The sequence below is a fragment of the Pontibacter chinhatensis genome (assembly GCF_900113285.1).
Classification (GTDB): domain Bacteria; phylum Bacteroidota; class Bacteroidia; order Cytophagales; family Hymenobacteraceae; genus Pontibacter; species Pontibacter chinhatensis.
On the sequence record NZ_FOOT01000006.1, the window covers coordinates 44910 to 60898 of the forward strand.

Consider the following 15989-nt stretch of genomic DNA (forward strand, 5'->3'; position numbering starts at 1 on the left):
CTCGCACCTGCTGCCTTCCGGGTTAGAAATCGTAGTTATACCTGTTTTTATTTAAAGTATAAACTCCTGTAAAATAGTCTTTCTGCTCATTTTATACTAGCCTCTTATACTTGCTTTTTCTCCTTTAGAAATTGTAGCAGCTTACCTTTATACTTACCCCAAGCTGCCTTAAAGCCCGAATTTTGCGTGTCTTTTTATTACCGCAAATAAATATGAATACCCCTTCTTACAGCCATGGCGCCAGCACCACTCCTTTGCTCGGCGAAACCATCGGCCAAAGCCTGAAAAGAACAGTTAAAAAGTACGGAGACCGCGAGGCGCTCGTGATGGTGGAGCAGAATTACCGCGCCACTTACCAAGAGTTCTGGGAGCAGGTAGAGCAGGTGGCCAAAGCGTTGCTTGCCTACAACATCAAACGTGGCGATCGGGTGGGCATCTGGTCAGCCAACCGCTACGAGTGGGTGCTGGTGCAGTTTGCCACCGCACGCGTAGGTGCTATACTTGTCACGATTAACCCCGGCTATAAAACCAACGACCTGCAGTATGCGCTGCGCCAGAGCCGGGTGAACCTTTTGATAACGGCTCCCAACTTCAGGCAGACCAACTATGTGGAGATGCTGGAAGCCATACGCCCCACCTGCGAGTATCCGAAGCAAACCGTAATTTTTGACCGCGACTGGGAGGCTTTTCTGGAGGCTGGCAAAAGTATAAATACCCAGGAGTTGGAGGCACGGGAACAGTCGCTGACCTTTGACGACCCGATTAACATACAGTATACTTCCGGCACTACCGGTTTCCCCAAAGGAGCCACTCTCTCGCACCACAACATCCTCAACAACGGTTTTTTTATCGGGGAAATTCTGAAGTATACCGAGCAGGACCGCGTATGCATTCCGGTACCATTTTACCACTGCTTTGGGATGGTGATTGGCAACATGGCTTGCATCACGCACGGCGCCACCATGGTCATCACAGCCGCCTCTTTCGACCCGGAACAGGTGATGCAGGTGGTGCAGGACGAGAAATGCACCTCGCTTTACGGCGTGCCTACCATGTTTATCGCTGAGCTGGGTCACCCCAATTTTCATAAGTATGATTTCTCCTCGCTGCGCACCGGCGTCATGGCTGGCTCCAACTGCCCCATCGACACGATGAAAAAAGTGCAGCAGCTGATGAACATGCAGGAAGTGACTGTGTGCTATGGCATGACCGAGACCAGCCCTGTCTCCATCCAAAGCCGCCCGGATGCCCCGCTCTACAAGCGCGTTTCGACGGTGGGCACCGTGCACCCGCACCTGGAAGTGAAGATAGTGGACCCGGAAACCGGGCAGGTTGTTCCCCGCGGCGAGCAGGGCGAACTCTGCACCCGCGGCTACTCCGTGATGCTCGGATACTGGGACATGCCCGAGGCTACTGCCAAAGTGCTGCAAAACGGCTGGATGCACACCGGCGACCTGGCTGAAATGGATGAAGAGGGCTATGTGAAGATCGTGGGCCGCATCAAAGACCTGATTATCCGGGGTGGTGAGAACATTGCCCCACGCGAGGTGGAGGAGTTTCTGATGACGCAAAAGGATGTGGTGGACGTGCAGGTCATCGGGGTGCCGGACGCCAAGTATGGCGAGCAGGTTATGGCCTGGGTAAAGCTGAAAGAAGGTGCCACCACCTCACCGGAAGAGCTAACCGCCTACTGCAAGGGGAAAATCTCGACAGTCAAAATCCCCCGGTACTGGAAGTTTGTGGAGGAGTTCCCAATGACCGTGACCGGAAAGATCAGAAAGATGGAAATGCGGGAGATATCCACCCGGGAACTGAACCTGGCAGAAGTCATGCAGCAAGTATAAAATTCTTTTAAGGCGGCTATTTTAGGCCGCCTTTCTTTTTATGTGCAGCCATACTTCCCCAAGCATGCTTTTGCTAAAATAAGTATCTTGCAGCATGATTGGGTGACCATTTTATGCCCAAAGTATAAAGAGAGAAAATAGCATGGCACTAGACCTTAACAACAAGGCTATACTTATTACGGGCGGCACGGGCTCGTTCGGGAAGAAGTTTGTGGAGATGGTATACGCCCGCTTCCCCAACGTGCGGCGGGTAGTTATCTACTCCCGCGACGAACTCAAGCAGTTCGAAATGTCCCAGGTGTTCCCGCACAGTAAGTATAACTCTATCCGGTACTTTATTGGCGATGTGCGCGACGGCGAGCGGTTCAAGCGTGCCTGCGAGGGGATTGACATCATTGTTCACGCCGCTGCTCTAAAGCAGGTACCAGCTGCGGAGTATAACCCGATGGAGTGCATCAAAACGAATGTACTTGGTGCCGAGAACGTGATTAATGCCGCCCTGGATTGTGGCGTAAAGGATGTAGTGGCCCTCTCTACGGATAAGGCGGCCGCCCCCATCAACCTGTACGGTGCCACCAAGCTGTGCTCCGACAAACTCTTTGTGGCGGCCAATAACATGCGTGGCAAACGCGACATTCGCTTCTCGGTGGTGCGCTACGGCAACGTGATTGGTTCCAGAGGCTCGGTGGTGCCTTTCTTCCTGAAAAAACGCGCTGACGGCGTGCTTCCTATTACTCACCCTGACATGACCCGCTTTAACATCTCCCTGGAGGAGGGTGTGGAGCTGGTTTTTCATGCGCTGGAGCACCATTGGGGCGGCGAGATCTTCGTACCCAAAATTCCTTCCTACCGCATCACCGATGTCGCCGAGGCCATTGGGCCAAACTGTGAGCAGGAAATCGTGGGCATCCGTCCGGGCGAGAAATTGCACGAGGAGATGATCACCGAGACCGATTCCCTCAATACCGTGGAGCTTGACAAATACTACATCATACTTCCCTCCACCCCCATCTGGAGCGTGGAGGAGTTTCTCAAGGCCCACAACGGCAGGATGGTAGAGATGGGCTTTAAGTATAACTCCGGTACCAACACCGACTGGCTGACCGTAGAACAACTACGGGAGCAAATCCGCCAGCACGTAGACCCGGCGTTTAATGTATAATGAGTAATGATGAATGAATGATTACTGTCTGGTACGCTTAAAACCAGAGCTAACTGTTCCTTCACACCAAACTCAACTAATCATTATTAATTACTCATTGGGAAATTTAGTATGAATCCTATTCCGTACGGCCGCCAACACATCACCGAAGCAGATATCGCCGCGGTGGTGGAGACATTGCAATCGGACTTTCTGACGCAGGGGCCGAAGGTGGCCGAATTTGAGCAGGCCTTCGCCCGCTATGTGGGCGCCAGGTACGCCGTGGCCTGTGCCAACGGCACGGCCGCGCTGCACCTGTGCTCGCTTGCCCTAGGCGTTAGCCAGGAGTCAAGAGTTATCACCACGCCCATCACCTTCGTGGCCTCGGCCAACGGCGTGCGCTACTGCGGCGGCCAAGTTGAGTTCAGCGACATCGACCCCGACACGGCCCTTTTGGACGTGGAGAAGGTGCGTGAGCTGATAGAGAGCAAGCCCAAGGGATACTACTCGGGCATCATCCCCGTAGACTTCGCGGGCAACCCGGTAAACCTGGAGCCCTTCCGCCAACTGGCCGATGAACACGGCCTGTGGCTGGTGGAGGACGCGGCCCACTCTCCGGGCGGCTATTTTATTGACAGCCAAGGGGAGAAACAGCACTGCGGCAACGGCAACTATGCTGACCTGGCCATCTTCTCCTTCCACCCTGTTAAGCACATTGCCACAGGCGAAGGCGGCATGGTGACTACCAACAGCGAGGAGCTCTACCAGAAGCTGCTGCTCTACCGCACCCACGGCATTACGCGCGACCCGGCGCTGATGGAGAAGAATCACGGCGGCTGGTACATGGAGATGCAGGAGCTGGGCTACAACTATAGAATCCCCGACATGCTCTGCGCCCTGGGCCTCTCGCAGTTGAGCCGTGCCGAGGAGGGCCTGGAGCGAAGGAGAGCTATCGCCAACGTGTATGACGAGGCCTTCGCCGGCGTGGCAGGCATTCAGACGCTGACCACTACTCCAGAAGCCTTGCACGGCGAGAAGACCGGCCACGCCTACCACCTCTACGTCATCCGCGTGCCCGAACGCAAGGGGCTCTACGACTACCTGCGCGAGCACCACATCTTTGCCCAGGTGCACTACATTCCGGCCCACACGATGCCCTACTACCGCAGCCTGGGGTATAAGAAGGGTGACTTCCCGGCGGCCGAGCACTACTACGCTGAGTGCCTGAGCCTGCCCATGTACCCGACGCTGACCGAGACAGAGCAGGCGTTCGTGATTAAGAAGGTGAAGGAGTTTGTGCAGCAGTGAAAAGCCTGGCCATTATACCCGCCCGCGGAGGCAGCAAGCGCATCCCCAGAAAGAACATCCGCCCTTTCCTGGGCAAGCCTATCATCGCCTACTCCATTGAGGCTGCGCTCGCCTCAGGTCTGTTTGCCGAGGTGATGGTCTCCACCGATGACGAGGAGATTGCTCATGTAGCCCAAGAGTACGGTGCCAACGTGCCGTTTCTGAGAAGTACTGGGGCGTCGGATGACTTTGCCACCACCGCGCAGGTGCTGGAGGAGGTACTGTTAAAGTATAAAGCGCAGGGGAAATCCTTCGAGGCGGCCTGCTGCCTCTACCCCACTGCCCCCTTTGTGACCGCAAAGTTGCTGCAGGAAAGCTACAAAAAGCTCCAAGAGGGAGATTTTGATACGGTGTTCCCGGTCTTACAGTATAGCTACCCCATCTGGCGCAGCCTGAAGGTAGAGCAGGGCAAGGCCGCGATGAACTGGCCCGAGCACCTGAATAGTCGCTCGCAGGACCTGCCCGCCGCCTTCCACGACGCCGGGCAGTTCTACTGGTTCAGGGTAGATACATTTCTGGAGGATAAAAAACTCTTCACCGGCAACTCCGGCGTCATCGAACTCTCCGAGCTCGAGGCCCAGGACATCGACTCGGTAACGGACTGGAAGCTGGCCGAACTCAAGTATAAACTGCTGCACAACATTGACTGAGCAAAGCACTGCCATAGCACCCGAGAGGCCACGCGTGGTTTTCCGCGCCGACGGCAACAGCCGCATCGGGCTGGGGCACGTGGTGCGCTCGCTGGCCCTGGCGCAGATGCTCTCCGGCGAGTCTCGCTGCGTGTTTGCTATACAAGCCCCGGAGGAAGGGCTGGCGCGACAGCTGCGTGAGGTGTGTACGGAGGTCATTGTGCTACAGGAACAAGAGGTAAGCGCGCAGGAAGCGTTATACTTATGTGAGCAGGTGCTGCGCCCGACGGACGTGGTGGTACTCGACGGCTATCGCTTTGATACGGCCTACCAGCAGGTCATCAAAAACCACGGCTGCGCCCTGGTGTGCCTCGACGACATCCAGGCCTATCCTTTTGTGGCCGACGCGGTGCTCAACGTTGCAGGCGGCGTAGAAAAAGAGAAGTATAAAACCGCTCCCTACACCCGGCTCCTGCTGGGCCCAGCTTACGCGCTGCTGCGCCCGCCTTTCCTGGAGGCCTCCAGGAATGAAAGAGAAGTGCCGGAGGGGCCGCTGCGCCTGCTGCTGAGCCTGGGCGGGGCCGACCCGGACAACCATACCTTGCGACTGGCAAGGGAGCTGAGCAAGTATAAAAGTATACATACTATCGAAGTAGTGGTGGGCGGCGCTTATAGGCACCTGGAGGAGCTGCAAACGTGGCTCAGGGACCTGGAAAGCATCACCCTGCACCAAAACCTGGACGCTGACGAAATGTGCCGCCTGATGCAGCGCTGCGCGGTGGCTGTGACCTCGGCTAGCGGCGTGGCCTACGAATACGCTGCCGTGGGTGGCCTGCTCTACGTGCTGCAGACGGCCGATAACCAAGCGGGGCTCTACAGCTTCCTGACCTCATCGGGCGTCGCTCAAAAGTATAAACTACTGAAAAGTATAAACCCGGTAAGTATAGAGGAGACTTTTACACAACAGGTGCAGGAGCAGCGCCGCTACTTCGACGGCAAGAGCCCGGAGCGGTTGCTTGGGGAGTTTCATAGGCTCAGCCGCTCAGCCAGCCTCACCCTCCGGCAAGCGACCGAGGACGACCTGCTGCTTATCTACCACTGGAACAACGCCCCCGAGGTGCGGCGGCAGTCGTTTAACCCCGGACCCATACCGCTGGCCAACCACCAGGCTTGGTTTAGAGCCAGGCTTGCAGACAATAACACTCCTATTTATGTAGCAGAGGTCCAAGGCGTGCCAGCTGCCCAGATTCGCTTCAGCATCTCGGGCAGCACGGCCACCCTCAGTTACCTGATTGACAAGAACTACCGCGGCAAGGGCCTCGGGCACACGGTGCTGCTGAAAGGCGTGGAGAAGCTAAAGCGCGAGCACCCGGAAGTCGCGCTGGTGGAGGGGCTGGTGCAGCGGGACAATATCGCCTCCGTAAGGGCCTTTGAGAAAGCGGGCTTCGCCTACGTAGCGCCTGACCCGGAGCACCCGGAGGCGTACCGCTTCGTGCTGGAAACAGGCAAAGTATAAACACAAGACAGAAAGCAACATGATTCAAGATATCAACATTGCCGGCCGCTTGGTTGGCCCTACCCACAAGCCCTTCATCATCGCCGAGATGTCGGGCAACCACAACCAATCGCTCGAGCGAGCCTTGGCCATCGTGGATGCCGCCGCCGACGCGGGCGCCGACGCCATCAAGCTGCAGACCTACACGGCCGACACGATGACCCTGCCTGGCGCGCTTACGATTGAGGATGAGGGCTCGCTGTGGAAGGGCCGCGAGCTCTACGACCTTTACAAGGAAGCCTATACCCCCTGGGAGTGGCATAAGCCTATTTTTGAAAGGGCAAAAGAACGCGGCATGCTCGCCTTCTCCTCCCCCTTCGACGAGACGGCCGTGGACTTTTTAGAGGAGCTCGGGGCACCGGTTTACAAGATAGCCTCCTTTGAGAATACCGACCATCCGCTCCTGCGCCGGGTGGCCGCCACTGGCAAGCCGGTGATTATGAGCACGGGCGCGGCCACAGTACTGGAGGTGGCCGAGGGCGTCGAGGTGCTGCGGGCGGCAGGCTGCCGCGAGCTTATCCTACTGAAGTGCACCTCCACCTACCCGGCCACGCCACAGAACACCAACCTGGTGACCATCCCGCACCTGCGCGCGCTTTATGGGGTGCAGGTGGGCCTCTCGGACCACACCATGGGCGTGGGCGCCGCGGTGGCTGCCGTGGCCCTGGGGGCGACTGTGATTGAGAAGCACTTCACGCTGCGCCGTGCCGATGGCGGGGTGGACTCGGCCTTCTCGCTCGAGCCCGAAGAGCTGCACACGCTGGTGGTGGAATCGGAAAGAGCCTGGCTGGCGCTGGGGCAGGTGCAGTACGGAGTGCAGCGGGCCGAGGAGAAGAGCCGCCTGTTCAAGCGCTCGGTGTACGCGGCCAAAGATATCAAAGCCGGAGAACCGCTGACCAAGAAGAACATCCGCGTTATTCGTCCGGGGCTGGGCCTGGCCCCCAAGCACTACGACACGCTGCTGGGCAAAGTGGCCAAGCAGGACATCAAGGCCGGCACACCGCTCAACTGGGACCTGGTATAGCTCATGCGCAAGTGGTTCACCCTCTATAGCGACATCCTGTATCTGCACTTTTCAGAGGCTTTTCTACGCCTCCCGGAAAGTGCCAGGAGTGCCGTATCCCCCCAAAACCCATTGATGCGCCTGCTAAAAATGGCCGGTTATACGGTGGTGCGCCTCTTGGGCAACCTGTTTGAGTCGGTAGAGCGGCCGGAGAAACTGCGCGGCAAGGTATGGCTGTATGTGGTGAGCCAGAATAATTACGACAGCCTCAAGTTTATAGAAGAAGCCCTGCCCGATGCTATGTTTGTGGCAGGACAGCGCAAGCAGATTGGCAAGTATAACACAGCGGTAGAGCGCCTTTCGCTGCGACGCAAGCTGCTGTACTACTATAAGTTGTTGCCGCTGCTCCTTCAATTTTTAAAGTATAAAAAAGCGAGTACGGTTCGTTTTTTCGATGTGCTGTTTGATGCCGTGGGCTTTTACGAAGTATACTTGCGCAAGCTACAGAAGTATAAACCCCAGGCCATTGTCTTTGCCAACGACCACAACGCCGATGCCCGCGCCTTACTCTTAGCGGCAAAAAGAATGGGCATCAAAACGGTATACATCCAGCACGCCAGCGTCAGCCCCATGTTCCCGCCGCTGGCTTATGACCTGAACCTGCTGGAGGGGCAGGATGCGCTGGACAAGTATAAACAATGCGGTCCTGTGGAAGGGAATGTGGAACTGATTGGCATGCCTAAAGCCGACGCCTATGTGCCCTTCCGGAACACAAGCGAGGCCATTCAAACCATCGGCATCGGCTGCAACCTGATGGATGACCTGGGAGAAGTAGAAAAATTGCTAACCCTACTCACTGGAGAACTACCTACACTCAAGGTTATACTCCGCCCCCACCCGCGCGACACTCGAAACTTTGGCAAGCTCCAACGTATAAGCCCCCAAATCAGCCTCTCCGACAGCCGCTCGGTGCCTACCTTTGATTACCTGCGCCAGGTGGATGTGCAGCTTAGTGGCAACTCTGGTATTCACCTCGAGGCGGTGCTGCTCAACGTCTGGTCCATCTTCTACGACTTCAACCCGAAGCATAAGTTGGAGGACTATTACGGTTTTGTACAACACGGTTTGATTGATACTGTGGCGGGACCGGAAGAATTAATATTTGTACTCCGAGAGAATATAGAGCACAAACCCAACGTTTACAGTAGAGCAAGCTACTTTAACGCAACCGTAGGTACCCCATTTGATGGCCGTAGCGCAGAATTGGCGCTGAGGCACATCCAGGAGTTCCTGCTTTAATACCATATGCAATACATCTACGATTATACTTTACAGCACTTCCACCTCCTCTACCCCAAGGCAAAAAGCTTATCATTTAACTATGGCTCGGGCGGTGATGCCAAAATCACCATCAAAAAGTATAGCGGCAGCTTCTTTGAGAAAAAGCGCCCGCGTCCGCAGCAGTTTGTCTGGAAGGAATGGCATGGGGAGAAACTGCCTTTCTTTTTTGAGGAAGACGACCAGGCGGAACTCATCACCTACCACCCGGACGGCTCGGCAAGTATAAACTACGATATCATCGCTTCTACCTTTTACCTGCTCAGCGGCTGGCAGGAGTACTACGGTCCGGAGCGCGACCGCTTCAAGCGCTATACGTACAAGGCCAGCGTGCAGGCAAAGTATAACTTCGTCACCAAACCGGTCGTGAACTACTACTTTGCGATATTGCGTGAGGTGCTGGAGCGGGTTTATGGTTTTACGCTGCAGCACGACCACTGGGGCAACAACAGCCTGGCCACCTGCCTCACCTGCGACGTGGACCGGTTGCACTCGGCCTGGCAGGTGGCGGGCAAGCAGCTGCTGTTTCATGCCAAAGGGCTGGACCTGACAAAGGTGCTGCTGCAAAAGGCCGTGGGGAAAGATGCCTGGAACAACCTGCCTGAGGTGATGGCCACGGCTGAAAAGTATGGCGCCAAGGCTACTTTCTTTTTCCTGCCCAGCAACCAGCGCTACAACGGGCACCCCAACGCCGACCACGACCTCACCAAGCTGAAGTACCAGCACCTGATGCAGAAAATCTCGGAGCGTGGGCATGAGGTGGCTTTGCACGGCAGTTTCGGAACGGCCAACGACCTGGTGCAACTGAAGCAGGACCGGAGCAAACTGCCGCTGCAGCCCCAGGGCAACCGCTTCCACTACCTCTGCTACCAACCCGAAACCACCCCGCAGGTGTTGCAGCAAAGCAACCTGGCCTACGACAGCACGCTGGGCTTCTCCGAGCACTTCGGTTTCCGCAACTCCTACTGCCACCCCTTCTACCCTTTTGATTTCCAGAACCAAAGGGCACATACGTATTTGGAGCTCCCCCTGCTGCTGATGGATACCACGCTCTACGATGTGAATTTTATGCACCTGACCCCGCGGGAAGCGCTGGAGAAAGTACAGCCGATGCTGCAGGAGGTAGAGAAGTTCAAGGGCCTATTCACGCTGCTGTGGCACAACGAGAATTACTCCCGCTACACCGAGTATGCCGTGCCGAAGGGGGAACCCGGCTGGCGCGAGGTGCTGGAGAAAATCCTGCAGCACCTCAAGTCGGCTGGCGCCACGTTTTATACTTGCGCAGAAGCAGCCGCTATGGCAAAGGCTAATTCTCACCAATAACTAATAACTCACAACCAACAACTAAATACCCCGGATTTGCTATTTTTGCGGTTCACCCTGTGTAGCCCATGAGCAGAACCTTACAGCGCGAAGGAATCTGGAACACCACCATTTCGTATGCCGGCATCCTGATCGGCTATGTGAACACGGTGCTGCTCTTCCCCAATTTCATGGACGAGGCTGAAGTGGGCCTTACGCGCCTGCTGTTGTCTATTTCAGTGATGTACGCGCAGTTCTCGGCCCTGGGCTTTGTGAACATGAGCGTGCGCTACTTCCCCTACTTCCGCGACCCGGAAAAGCAGCACAACGGGTTCCTGTTTCTGCTGCTGTCGGTGCCACTGCTCGGGTTTATACTTTCCACGGCTGTTTTTCTGCTCTGCAAACCGTTGGTGGTCGAGTATTACATCGAGAACTCGCCGCTCATCCTCGATTACTATTATTACCTAATTCCGCTTTCGCTGTTCACGCTGCTGTTCAACATGTTCACGGCGTACCTGCGCTCGCTCTATAAAACCATTGTCTCCTCCTTTGTGCAGGATTTCCTGCTGCGTATTCTTACTACAGTGCTCATCAGCGTGTATGCCCTGGGGGTGATGGAGTTTCACACCTTCGTACTGCTCTACATCGTGGTGAATTCGGTGGGAGCGCTGGTGCTGGTGGGTTATACCATTTGGCTGAAGCAGCTGCACCTGAAACCCTCGCTGGCAGTGATGCGCATTGTGCCGCTCCGCGAGCTATTTTATTATGGCTTTTTCACCTTGCTGGGTAGCATCTCCACAACCATCATCACCACGGTGGACCAAGTGATGATTTCCTCCTACAGCCTATCCGACAACGGCATTTATACCACTGCTTTCTTTATGACGAGCGCCATACTTGTTCCTGGTCGTTCCATACTTAAAATTGCGCACCCGCAGGTGGCCGAGTTCTGGAAAGAGCGCAACATGCAAGGCATAGGTACCCTCTACCAGCACGTGACAATGATTAACCTGATTGTGGGGCTGCTGCTCTTTATCGGTATCTGGGCCAATATCGACAACCTTTACGACTTTATGCCCGAGAGTTACCGCAGCGGCAAGTACGTGGTGCTGTTCCTGGCGTTGGCCCGCTTGGTGGACTTGGCAACCAGCCTGAACGGAGCCATCTTAGCCACTTCGGATAAGTATAAATGGGACCTGGGCTTTAACGTGGTGCTGGCCGGCCTCACCATCTGGACGAACTGGTACTTTATTCCGCGGTACGGCATTGAGGGGGCAGCTTTTGCTTCGATGTTATCGCTGGTTTTCATGAACCTGGCGCGCCTGCTCTTTGTGAAGGTTATCTACCACATCCAGCCCTTTACCTGGCACGCCCTGGCTATCACGGCCATCGCGGCGGCCACACTGGGAGCCTCCTACCTGCTGCCCTACCTCGGCAACGTGTTCCTCGACATCATCGTGCGCTCGCTGCTGATTACGGCTCTTTACCTGGGGCTGGCCCTCAACCTGAACATCTATCCCGAAATGAACGCCTGGCTCCGCAAAGTAATTTTCGGCATCACCGGCTGGAAGTTGTAATTCCTTGCTCGTTATTGGTTGTTAGTTGTCTGAATCAGGATTTTCAGGATTAAAGGATGTACAGGATTCATTCATTCCTACCTATCTATACAAATTCACTTGCTTTGCGTGTACTGTACTCCCTCGCTTGCCTCTGACAAGCGAGAGTTATCAGGCGGCGTCTCGACGTCACTAATACCCGAGGATAAAATATAAATTGGCCAGAGGCCAGTCAATGTCACACACTCGCCAGAGGCGAGCGAGAGCACAACTTTATAACTCTCTAACTTTTCAACCTTCTAACTTCCAAACTTTCTAACTCTTGAGACGCAACGTATTGCGTCTCTACAACTCCCAAACTCTCTAACTCTTAAACTCCGAATCTCAGCTATTCTGCTTAACATAATTTAGCACATGCAAACAGATATAAGCCAATTGGTCCTCCTTCAGCTCCGAGTGCATGGGCAAGGACAAGACACTCTCGCTCAGCAGCTCCGCCACCGGAAAGTCACCGGGTTTATACTTACCGGAAGTATACTTTTCCAGCAGGTGCAGCGGCTGCGGGTAATAGACGGCGCTTGGGATAAAGTTATCGCTCAGGTGTTGTTGCAGCCCGTTACGTACTTCAGGCGCTACTTGGATGGTATACTGGTGGTAAGTCTGCGAGCTGTAGGTAGCCCGCTGCGGTGCCTGCACCAGTTCGGTTTCGGCAAAAGCGTTGTCGTAAAAACGGGCAATCTCCTGCCGCGCCTCATTATATTCGTCTGTATACTTTAGCTTCACATCCAGCATGGCCGCCTGCAGCGTGTCCAGCCGTGAGTTGAAAGTATACCTTCCGTTCCTGCCGTTTTGGGAGATTTGCTGCATTCGCTCCGCCAGTTCCGTCTGCTTTGTAAAAGCCGCGCCGCCTTCACCGGAATCTAACAGAGGCTTTGTCGGAAAGAAGGAAGTATAGCCCACTTGACCGATAGCGCCTGCTTTCCGCTCCTTTTCATCCTCCCCAACATAAACTGCCCCCAGCGCCTGCGTCACATCCTCCACCAGCCAACGTTTATACTTTTGGGCCAGCTCCAACAGCTCCTGCATCGGCGCGCACTGCCCGAATTGATGCACTGCCACAATCGCTCCAGTAGCAGGTGTAATATGTCGCTCTACTGAGGCAGGGTCGAGTGTGAAAGTTTGCGCATCCACATCTGCAAATACCGGCTGCAAGCCTGCCGCAGCCACTGTTGCTGCGATGGCCTCGTGGCCAAAAGCAGGAAGTATAACTTCCGTGTCGACGGGCAATTGCAGGGATAGCAAAGCTAGTTGCAGAGCATCGGCACCGTTGGCACAAGGCGTGGCGTGCTGCACCTGTAAATAGTTAACTATACTTTCTGCAAAAGCCTGCACCTGCTGCCCCTCCTCCATTCCCATACTTGCCATCACCGTGCTGAAAGCGGCATCAAGCTCGGGCTTCAGTTTGGCATACAGGGCTTTGGTGGAGGTCATTTTAATATCTTCCATCGTAATGAATCAGGGCTGATGATACACAAATATAAGGAAGGCTTTAAGCAAAGGTTATCGAAGAGGAAAAGTATACCCCCTGGCACTACCGGCATCTATACTTGTTTCCACCCCAAAAACGGTGCAATTATCTAAAGTTATACTTTACCTGATTTATCAAAGTATAATAGCACGAACACATTATAATCAAAAAAGCCTCAGCCATATTTTAATATGACTGAGGCTTTTTTGCAAAGTATAAATCCTTAAAGTATAAGCCTTACTGATAACCGTTTACCAGGTTGAACTCCTCTACCTTAGAGTCCAGCACGCGGCCGTCCTCGCACTTGAGCACGCGCTGCGGATAGCGCTGGATGATCTCATAGTTGTGCGTGGCCATCAGCACAGCCGTACCGTGGTTGTTAATTTCCTGGAAAAGCTTCATGATACCGTCGGCTACGGCCGGATCCAGGTTACCGGTAGGCTCATCGGCAAAAAGTATAACAGGCTCGTTTAGCAGGGCTCGCGCCACCACCACACGCTGTTGCTCCCCACCCGAAAGCTGGTGGGGCATTTTGTTGGCCGCTGCATCCAAACCCACACGCATTAATACTTCCGAAATACGCTGCTTGCGCTTCGACTTGTCGCTCCAGCCGGTTGCCTTCAGCACAAAAGCCAGGTTTTCGGCCACCGTGCGGTCGAAGAGTAACTGGAAATCCTGGAAAATGATGCCGAGCTTGCGGCGCAGAAAAGGGATTTGCTTGCGGCGCAGCTTGCCCAACTGGAATTCAGCCACGGCAGCGTTTCCCGTCTGCAGAGGCAGGTCGGCGTAAAGGGTTTTCAGCAGCGAGCTTTTACCGCTTCCTGTGCGGCCCACCAGGTACACAAACTCCCCTTTCTCCACGTCAAAATTCACATTGCTCAGCACAGTCTGCACATCCTGGTAAATCGTGACGTCGCGCAACGACACCACCGGCGAAGAGGAAAAACTCATACGTACGCTTTAAATATCTAATTTCTGTAGTTTACCGAACTCAAGCGAGTCTATCAGGGCGGCCAGGGCTTCTTCTTTGCCCTCCAAACCATACCTGTCGAGGTTCTTGAGCGGACGATCAGCTCTAAAGTAGGCTATCAACACAAAATTCTCATCGCGGAGCTGTATGTAGTCCGGAATTTTGGCCTTGCCCTTAACTTTGATGATATACATCTTATGGAATGAGTAATTAATAATGATGAATGTGTAAGAGTCGCATTTTGATGCATTACCCATTCATCATTACTCATCAATACTTATTTGTTACCTTTTGCGTGATCTGACAGGAATTTCTCCAGGCCAATATCCGTCAGCGGGTGCTTCAGCAGACCTGTGATTACGTTCAGCGGGCAGGTTACCACATCGGCTCCCACCTCGGCACACTGCACCAGGTGGATTACGTGGCGCACCGAAGCCGCCAGCACCTGCGTCTGGTAACCGTAGTTGCCGTAAATGTGCACAATCTGGTCAATCAGCTGCATGCCTTCCGTGGAAACATCATCCAGGCGACCGATAAAAGGCGACACATAGGTGGCACCGGCTTTGGCGGCAAGTAGCGCCTGGCCAGCAGAGAAAACGAGCGTACAGTTAGTTTTAATGCCCTTTTCGCTGAAATAGCGGATCGCTTTTACGCCGTCGCGGATCATGGGAACCTTCACTACGATGTTGGGGTGCAGTTCGGCCAGGAACTCTCCTTCACGGATAATCCCTTCATAATCCGTCGCAATTACCTCGGCGCTAATGTCACCATCCACGATTTCGCAGATTTTCTTGTAGTGCGCAATGATGTTGTCGTGGCCCGTAATGCCTTCTTTGGCCATCAGCGAGGGGTTGGTAGTTACACCATCCAGTACGCCCAGGTCATGTGCCTCCTTGATTTCATCCAGGTTGGCTGTATCGATAAAGAATTTCATAGTCCCAGATACTATATGTTATACTTACAAAGCTAAAGTATTAATCCAGAATCCGGAAAGAAATGTGTGAAATTTGCGGGGTGCAAAAGTTGAGGTAGGGGCAAAAAAAAGTGGCAAACCAACATCGCGCCGCTTCAACCACCTACCCTTGCTACCTTCCGGTCCTGGGGGAGTTCAGCGGGAGCTGGCCGTGCCGATTTGCCGTTACAAAAGTACGAAGAATATCTTCAAGTGCAAGCTCAAAGTATAAAAAATAAGTATTAAAGATCAGTTTAATGGGGATGCTGCTGATGGTGAAAGGATTAAAAATTGTCTGCACCAGGATTTACGGGATTAAAGGATAAGTGAGATTGCAATGCCGGGTCCAACCACCCCTGCCCCTCCTTGGCTAAGGCGGGGAATTATCACCCCACCCCTGCCCTCCCCTAAAAACAGGGGAGGGAGTTTATACTTGCTCCTTTCCTTGTCATCTCGAGTTGCACGAGAGATCTATCGGGAATTCTATTCAGATCTCTCCCGGTGGTCGAGATGACAGCAGTGGCAGCGGCTATCGATTCTATTCCCAGTTTTTCCGGGAGGCGCCTATGCGAGTTTTTCCGGTGCCGCAGGCAGCCCGAGGCACGAGGGCAGGAAAAGCTCCCAGCGCCGAGCGGGAAAACGAGGCCTCCCGGCCTAGGAGGGCACCAAAGCAGGAGATGAAACGGGACGTTTGTGGGAACTAGAGGATGAACAGGAGCTAGTAAGGATAGCCTGGTTCGAGAGGACGGGAGCTGTGGCTAGGAAAGTATAAACCACCAAGTATAAAAGTATAAATCGGCAAGTATAAAAGTCACGAGCTACAA

13 protein-coding genes and 1 other RNA gene are annotated in these 15989 nt (G+C 54.3%); 9 read left to right on the top strand and 5 right to left on the bottom strand.

All coding sequences use genetic code 11. From position 1 onward, the window contains the following. Window positions 1–212 precede the first annotated feature (212 nt). From BM040_RS16630 to BM040_RS16670, 9 genes are all read left to right on the top strand, one after another. A complete protein-coding gene (locus BM040_RS16630; protein ID WP_092103906.1) occupies window positions 213–1844 on the top strand; it encodes an AMP-binding protein in 1632 nt (543 codons plus the stop codon). A gap of 142 nt (window positions 1845–1986) precedes the next feature. Next, complete coding sequence (pseB, locus tag BM040_RS16635; RefSeq protein ID WP_092103908.1) at window positions 1987–3006, top strand: UDP-N-acetylglucosamine 4,6-dehydratase (inverting); 1020 nt, start codon at window positions 1987–1989, stop codon at window positions 3004–3006. 111 nt (window positions 3007–3117) lie between these two features. Next, window positions 3118–4293 carry a UDP-4-amino-4,6-dideoxy-N-acetyl-beta-L-altrosamine transaminase gene (pseC, locus tag BM040_RS16640; RefSeq protein ID WP_092103910.1) on the top strand — a complete coding sequence of 392 codons (1176 nt, stop codon included), beginning with the start codon at window positions 3118–3120 and terminating at the stop codon, window positions 4291–4293. After that, the gene (gene pseF / locus BM040_RS16645) at window positions 4290–4982 is read left to right on the top strand and encodes a pseudaminic acid cytidylyltransferase (protein ID WP_092103912.1); all 693 of its coding nucleotides are present in this window, start codon (window positions 4290–4292) and stop codon (window positions 4980–4982) included. The genes pseC and pseF overlap by 4 nt, the downstream gene beginning before the upstream one ends. Continuing rightward, window positions 4975–6477: a UDP-2,4-diacetamido-2,4,6-trideoxy-beta-L-altropyranose hydrolase gene (gene pseG, locus BM040_RS16650; RefSeq protein WP_245756272.1), complete on the top strand. Its 1503-nt coding sequence runs from the start codon at window positions 4975–4977 to the stop codon at window positions 6475–6477. Before pseF ends, pseG begins: the two co-directional genes overlap by 8 nt. A 19-nt stretch (window positions 6478–6496) precedes the next feature. Next, a complete protein-coding gene (pseI, locus tag BM040_RS16655) occupies window positions 6497–7540 on the top strand; it encodes a pseudaminic acid synthase (RefSeq protein ID WP_092103914.1) in 1044 nt (347 codons plus the stop codon). 114 nt (window positions 7541–7654) lie between these two features. Then, window positions 7655–8818, top strand: a complete 1164-nt coding sequence (locus tag BM040_RS16660) for a hypothetical protein (RefSeq protein ID WP_245756273.1) — start codon at window positions 7655–7657, stop codon at window positions 8816–8818. A 6-nt stretch (window positions 8819–8824) separates the two neighbouring features. Next, window positions 8825–10180, top strand: a complete 1356-nt coding sequence (locus BM040_RS16665) for a polysaccharide deacetylase family protein (RefSeq protein ID WP_092103918.1) — start codon at window positions 8825–8827, stop codon at window positions 10178–10180. Between the two features lie 68 nt (window positions 10181–10248). Continuing rightward, window positions 10249–11736, top strand: a complete 1488-nt coding sequence (locus tag BM040_RS16670) for a lipopolysaccharide biosynthesis protein (protein WP_092103921.1) — start codon at window positions 10249–10251, stop codon at window positions 11734–11736. 363 nt (window positions 11737–12099) lie between these two features. Here the strand turns inward: BM040_RS16670 and BM040_RS16675 are convergent, their stop codons facing one another. The 5 genes from BM040_RS16675 to ffs form a co-directional block, all read right to left on the bottom strand. Further along, entirely contained in the window at window positions 12100–13221 is a 1122-nt protein-coding gene (locus BM040_RS16675) for a DegT/DnrJ/EryC1/StrS family aminotransferase (protein ID WP_092103923.1), read from the bottom strand. Window positions 13222–13480: 259 nt separating this feature from the next. After that, window positions 13481–14194 carry a cell division ATP-binding protein FtsE gene (locus BM040_RS16680; RefSeq protein WP_092103926.1) on the bottom strand — a complete coding sequence of 238 codons (714 nt, stop codon included), beginning with the start codon at window positions 14192–14194 and terminating at the stop codon, window positions 13481–13483. 9 nt (window positions 14195–14203) lie between these two features. Further along, window positions 14204–14407 (bottom strand): fructose-6-phosphate aldolase, encoded by a 204-nt coding sequence (locus BM040_RS16685; protein WP_092103929.1) that lies wholly within the window; start codon window positions 14405–14407, stop codon window positions 14204–14206. 83 nt (window positions 14408–14490) lie between these two features. After that, window positions 14491–15147 (bottom strand): fructose-6-phosphate aldolase, encoded by a 657-nt coding sequence (gene fsa / locus BM040_RS16690; RefSeq protein WP_092103932.1) that lies wholly within the window; start codon window positions 15145–15147, stop codon window positions 14491–14493. Between the two features lie 107 nt (window positions 15148–15254). Then, window positions 15255–15352: signal recognition particle sRNA small type (gene ffs / locus BM040_RS16695), an RNA gene on the bottom strand. Window positions 15353–15989 lie beyond the last annotated feature (637 nt).

Excerpts from the sequence above, each read along its gene's own strand:
- pseI (WP_092103914.1), top strand. The coding sequence starts at position 6,497 with ATGATTCAAGATATCAACATTGCCGGCCGCTTGGTTGGCCCTACCCAC.
- BM040_RS16660 (WP_245756273.1), top strand. The coding sequence starts at position 7,655 with ATGCGCCTGCTAAAAATGGCCGGTTATACGGTGGTGCGCCTCTTGGGC.
- BM040_RS16680 (WP_092103926.1), bottom strand. The coding sequence starts at position 14,194 with ATGAGTTTTTCCTCTTCGCCGGTGGTGTCGTTGCGCGACGTCACGATT.
- pseC (WP_092103910.1), top strand. The coding sequence starts at position 3,118 with ATGAATCCTATTCCGTACGGCCGCCAACACATCACCGAAGCAGATATC.
- pseB (WP_092103908.1), top strand. The coding sequence starts at position 1,987 with ATGGCACTAGACCTTAACAACAAGGCTATACTTATTACGGGCGGCACG.
- BM040_RS16685 (WP_092103929.1), bottom strand. The coding sequence starts at position 14,407 with ATGTATATCATCAAAGTTAAGGGCAAGGCCAAAATTCCGGACTACATA.
- fsa (WP_092103932.1), bottom strand. The coding sequence starts at position 15,147 with ATGAAATTCTTTATCGATACAGCCAACCTGGATGAAATCAAGGAGGCA.
- BM040_RS16665 (WP_092103918.1), top strand. The coding sequence starts at position 8,825 with ATGCAATACATCTACGATTATACTTTACAGCACTTCCACCTCCTCTAC.
- BM040_RS16670 (WP_092103921.1), top strand. The coding sequence starts at position 10,249 with ATGAGCAGAACCTTACAGCGCGAAGGAATCTGGAACACCACCATTTCG.
- BM040_RS16675 (WP_092103923.1), bottom strand. The coding sequence starts at position 13,221 with ATGGAAGATATTAAAATGACCTCCACCAAAGCCCTGTATGCCAAACTG.
- BM040_RS16630 (WP_092103906.1), top strand. The coding sequence starts at position 213 with ATGAATACCCCTTCTTACAGCCATGGCGCCAGCACCACTCCTTTGCTC.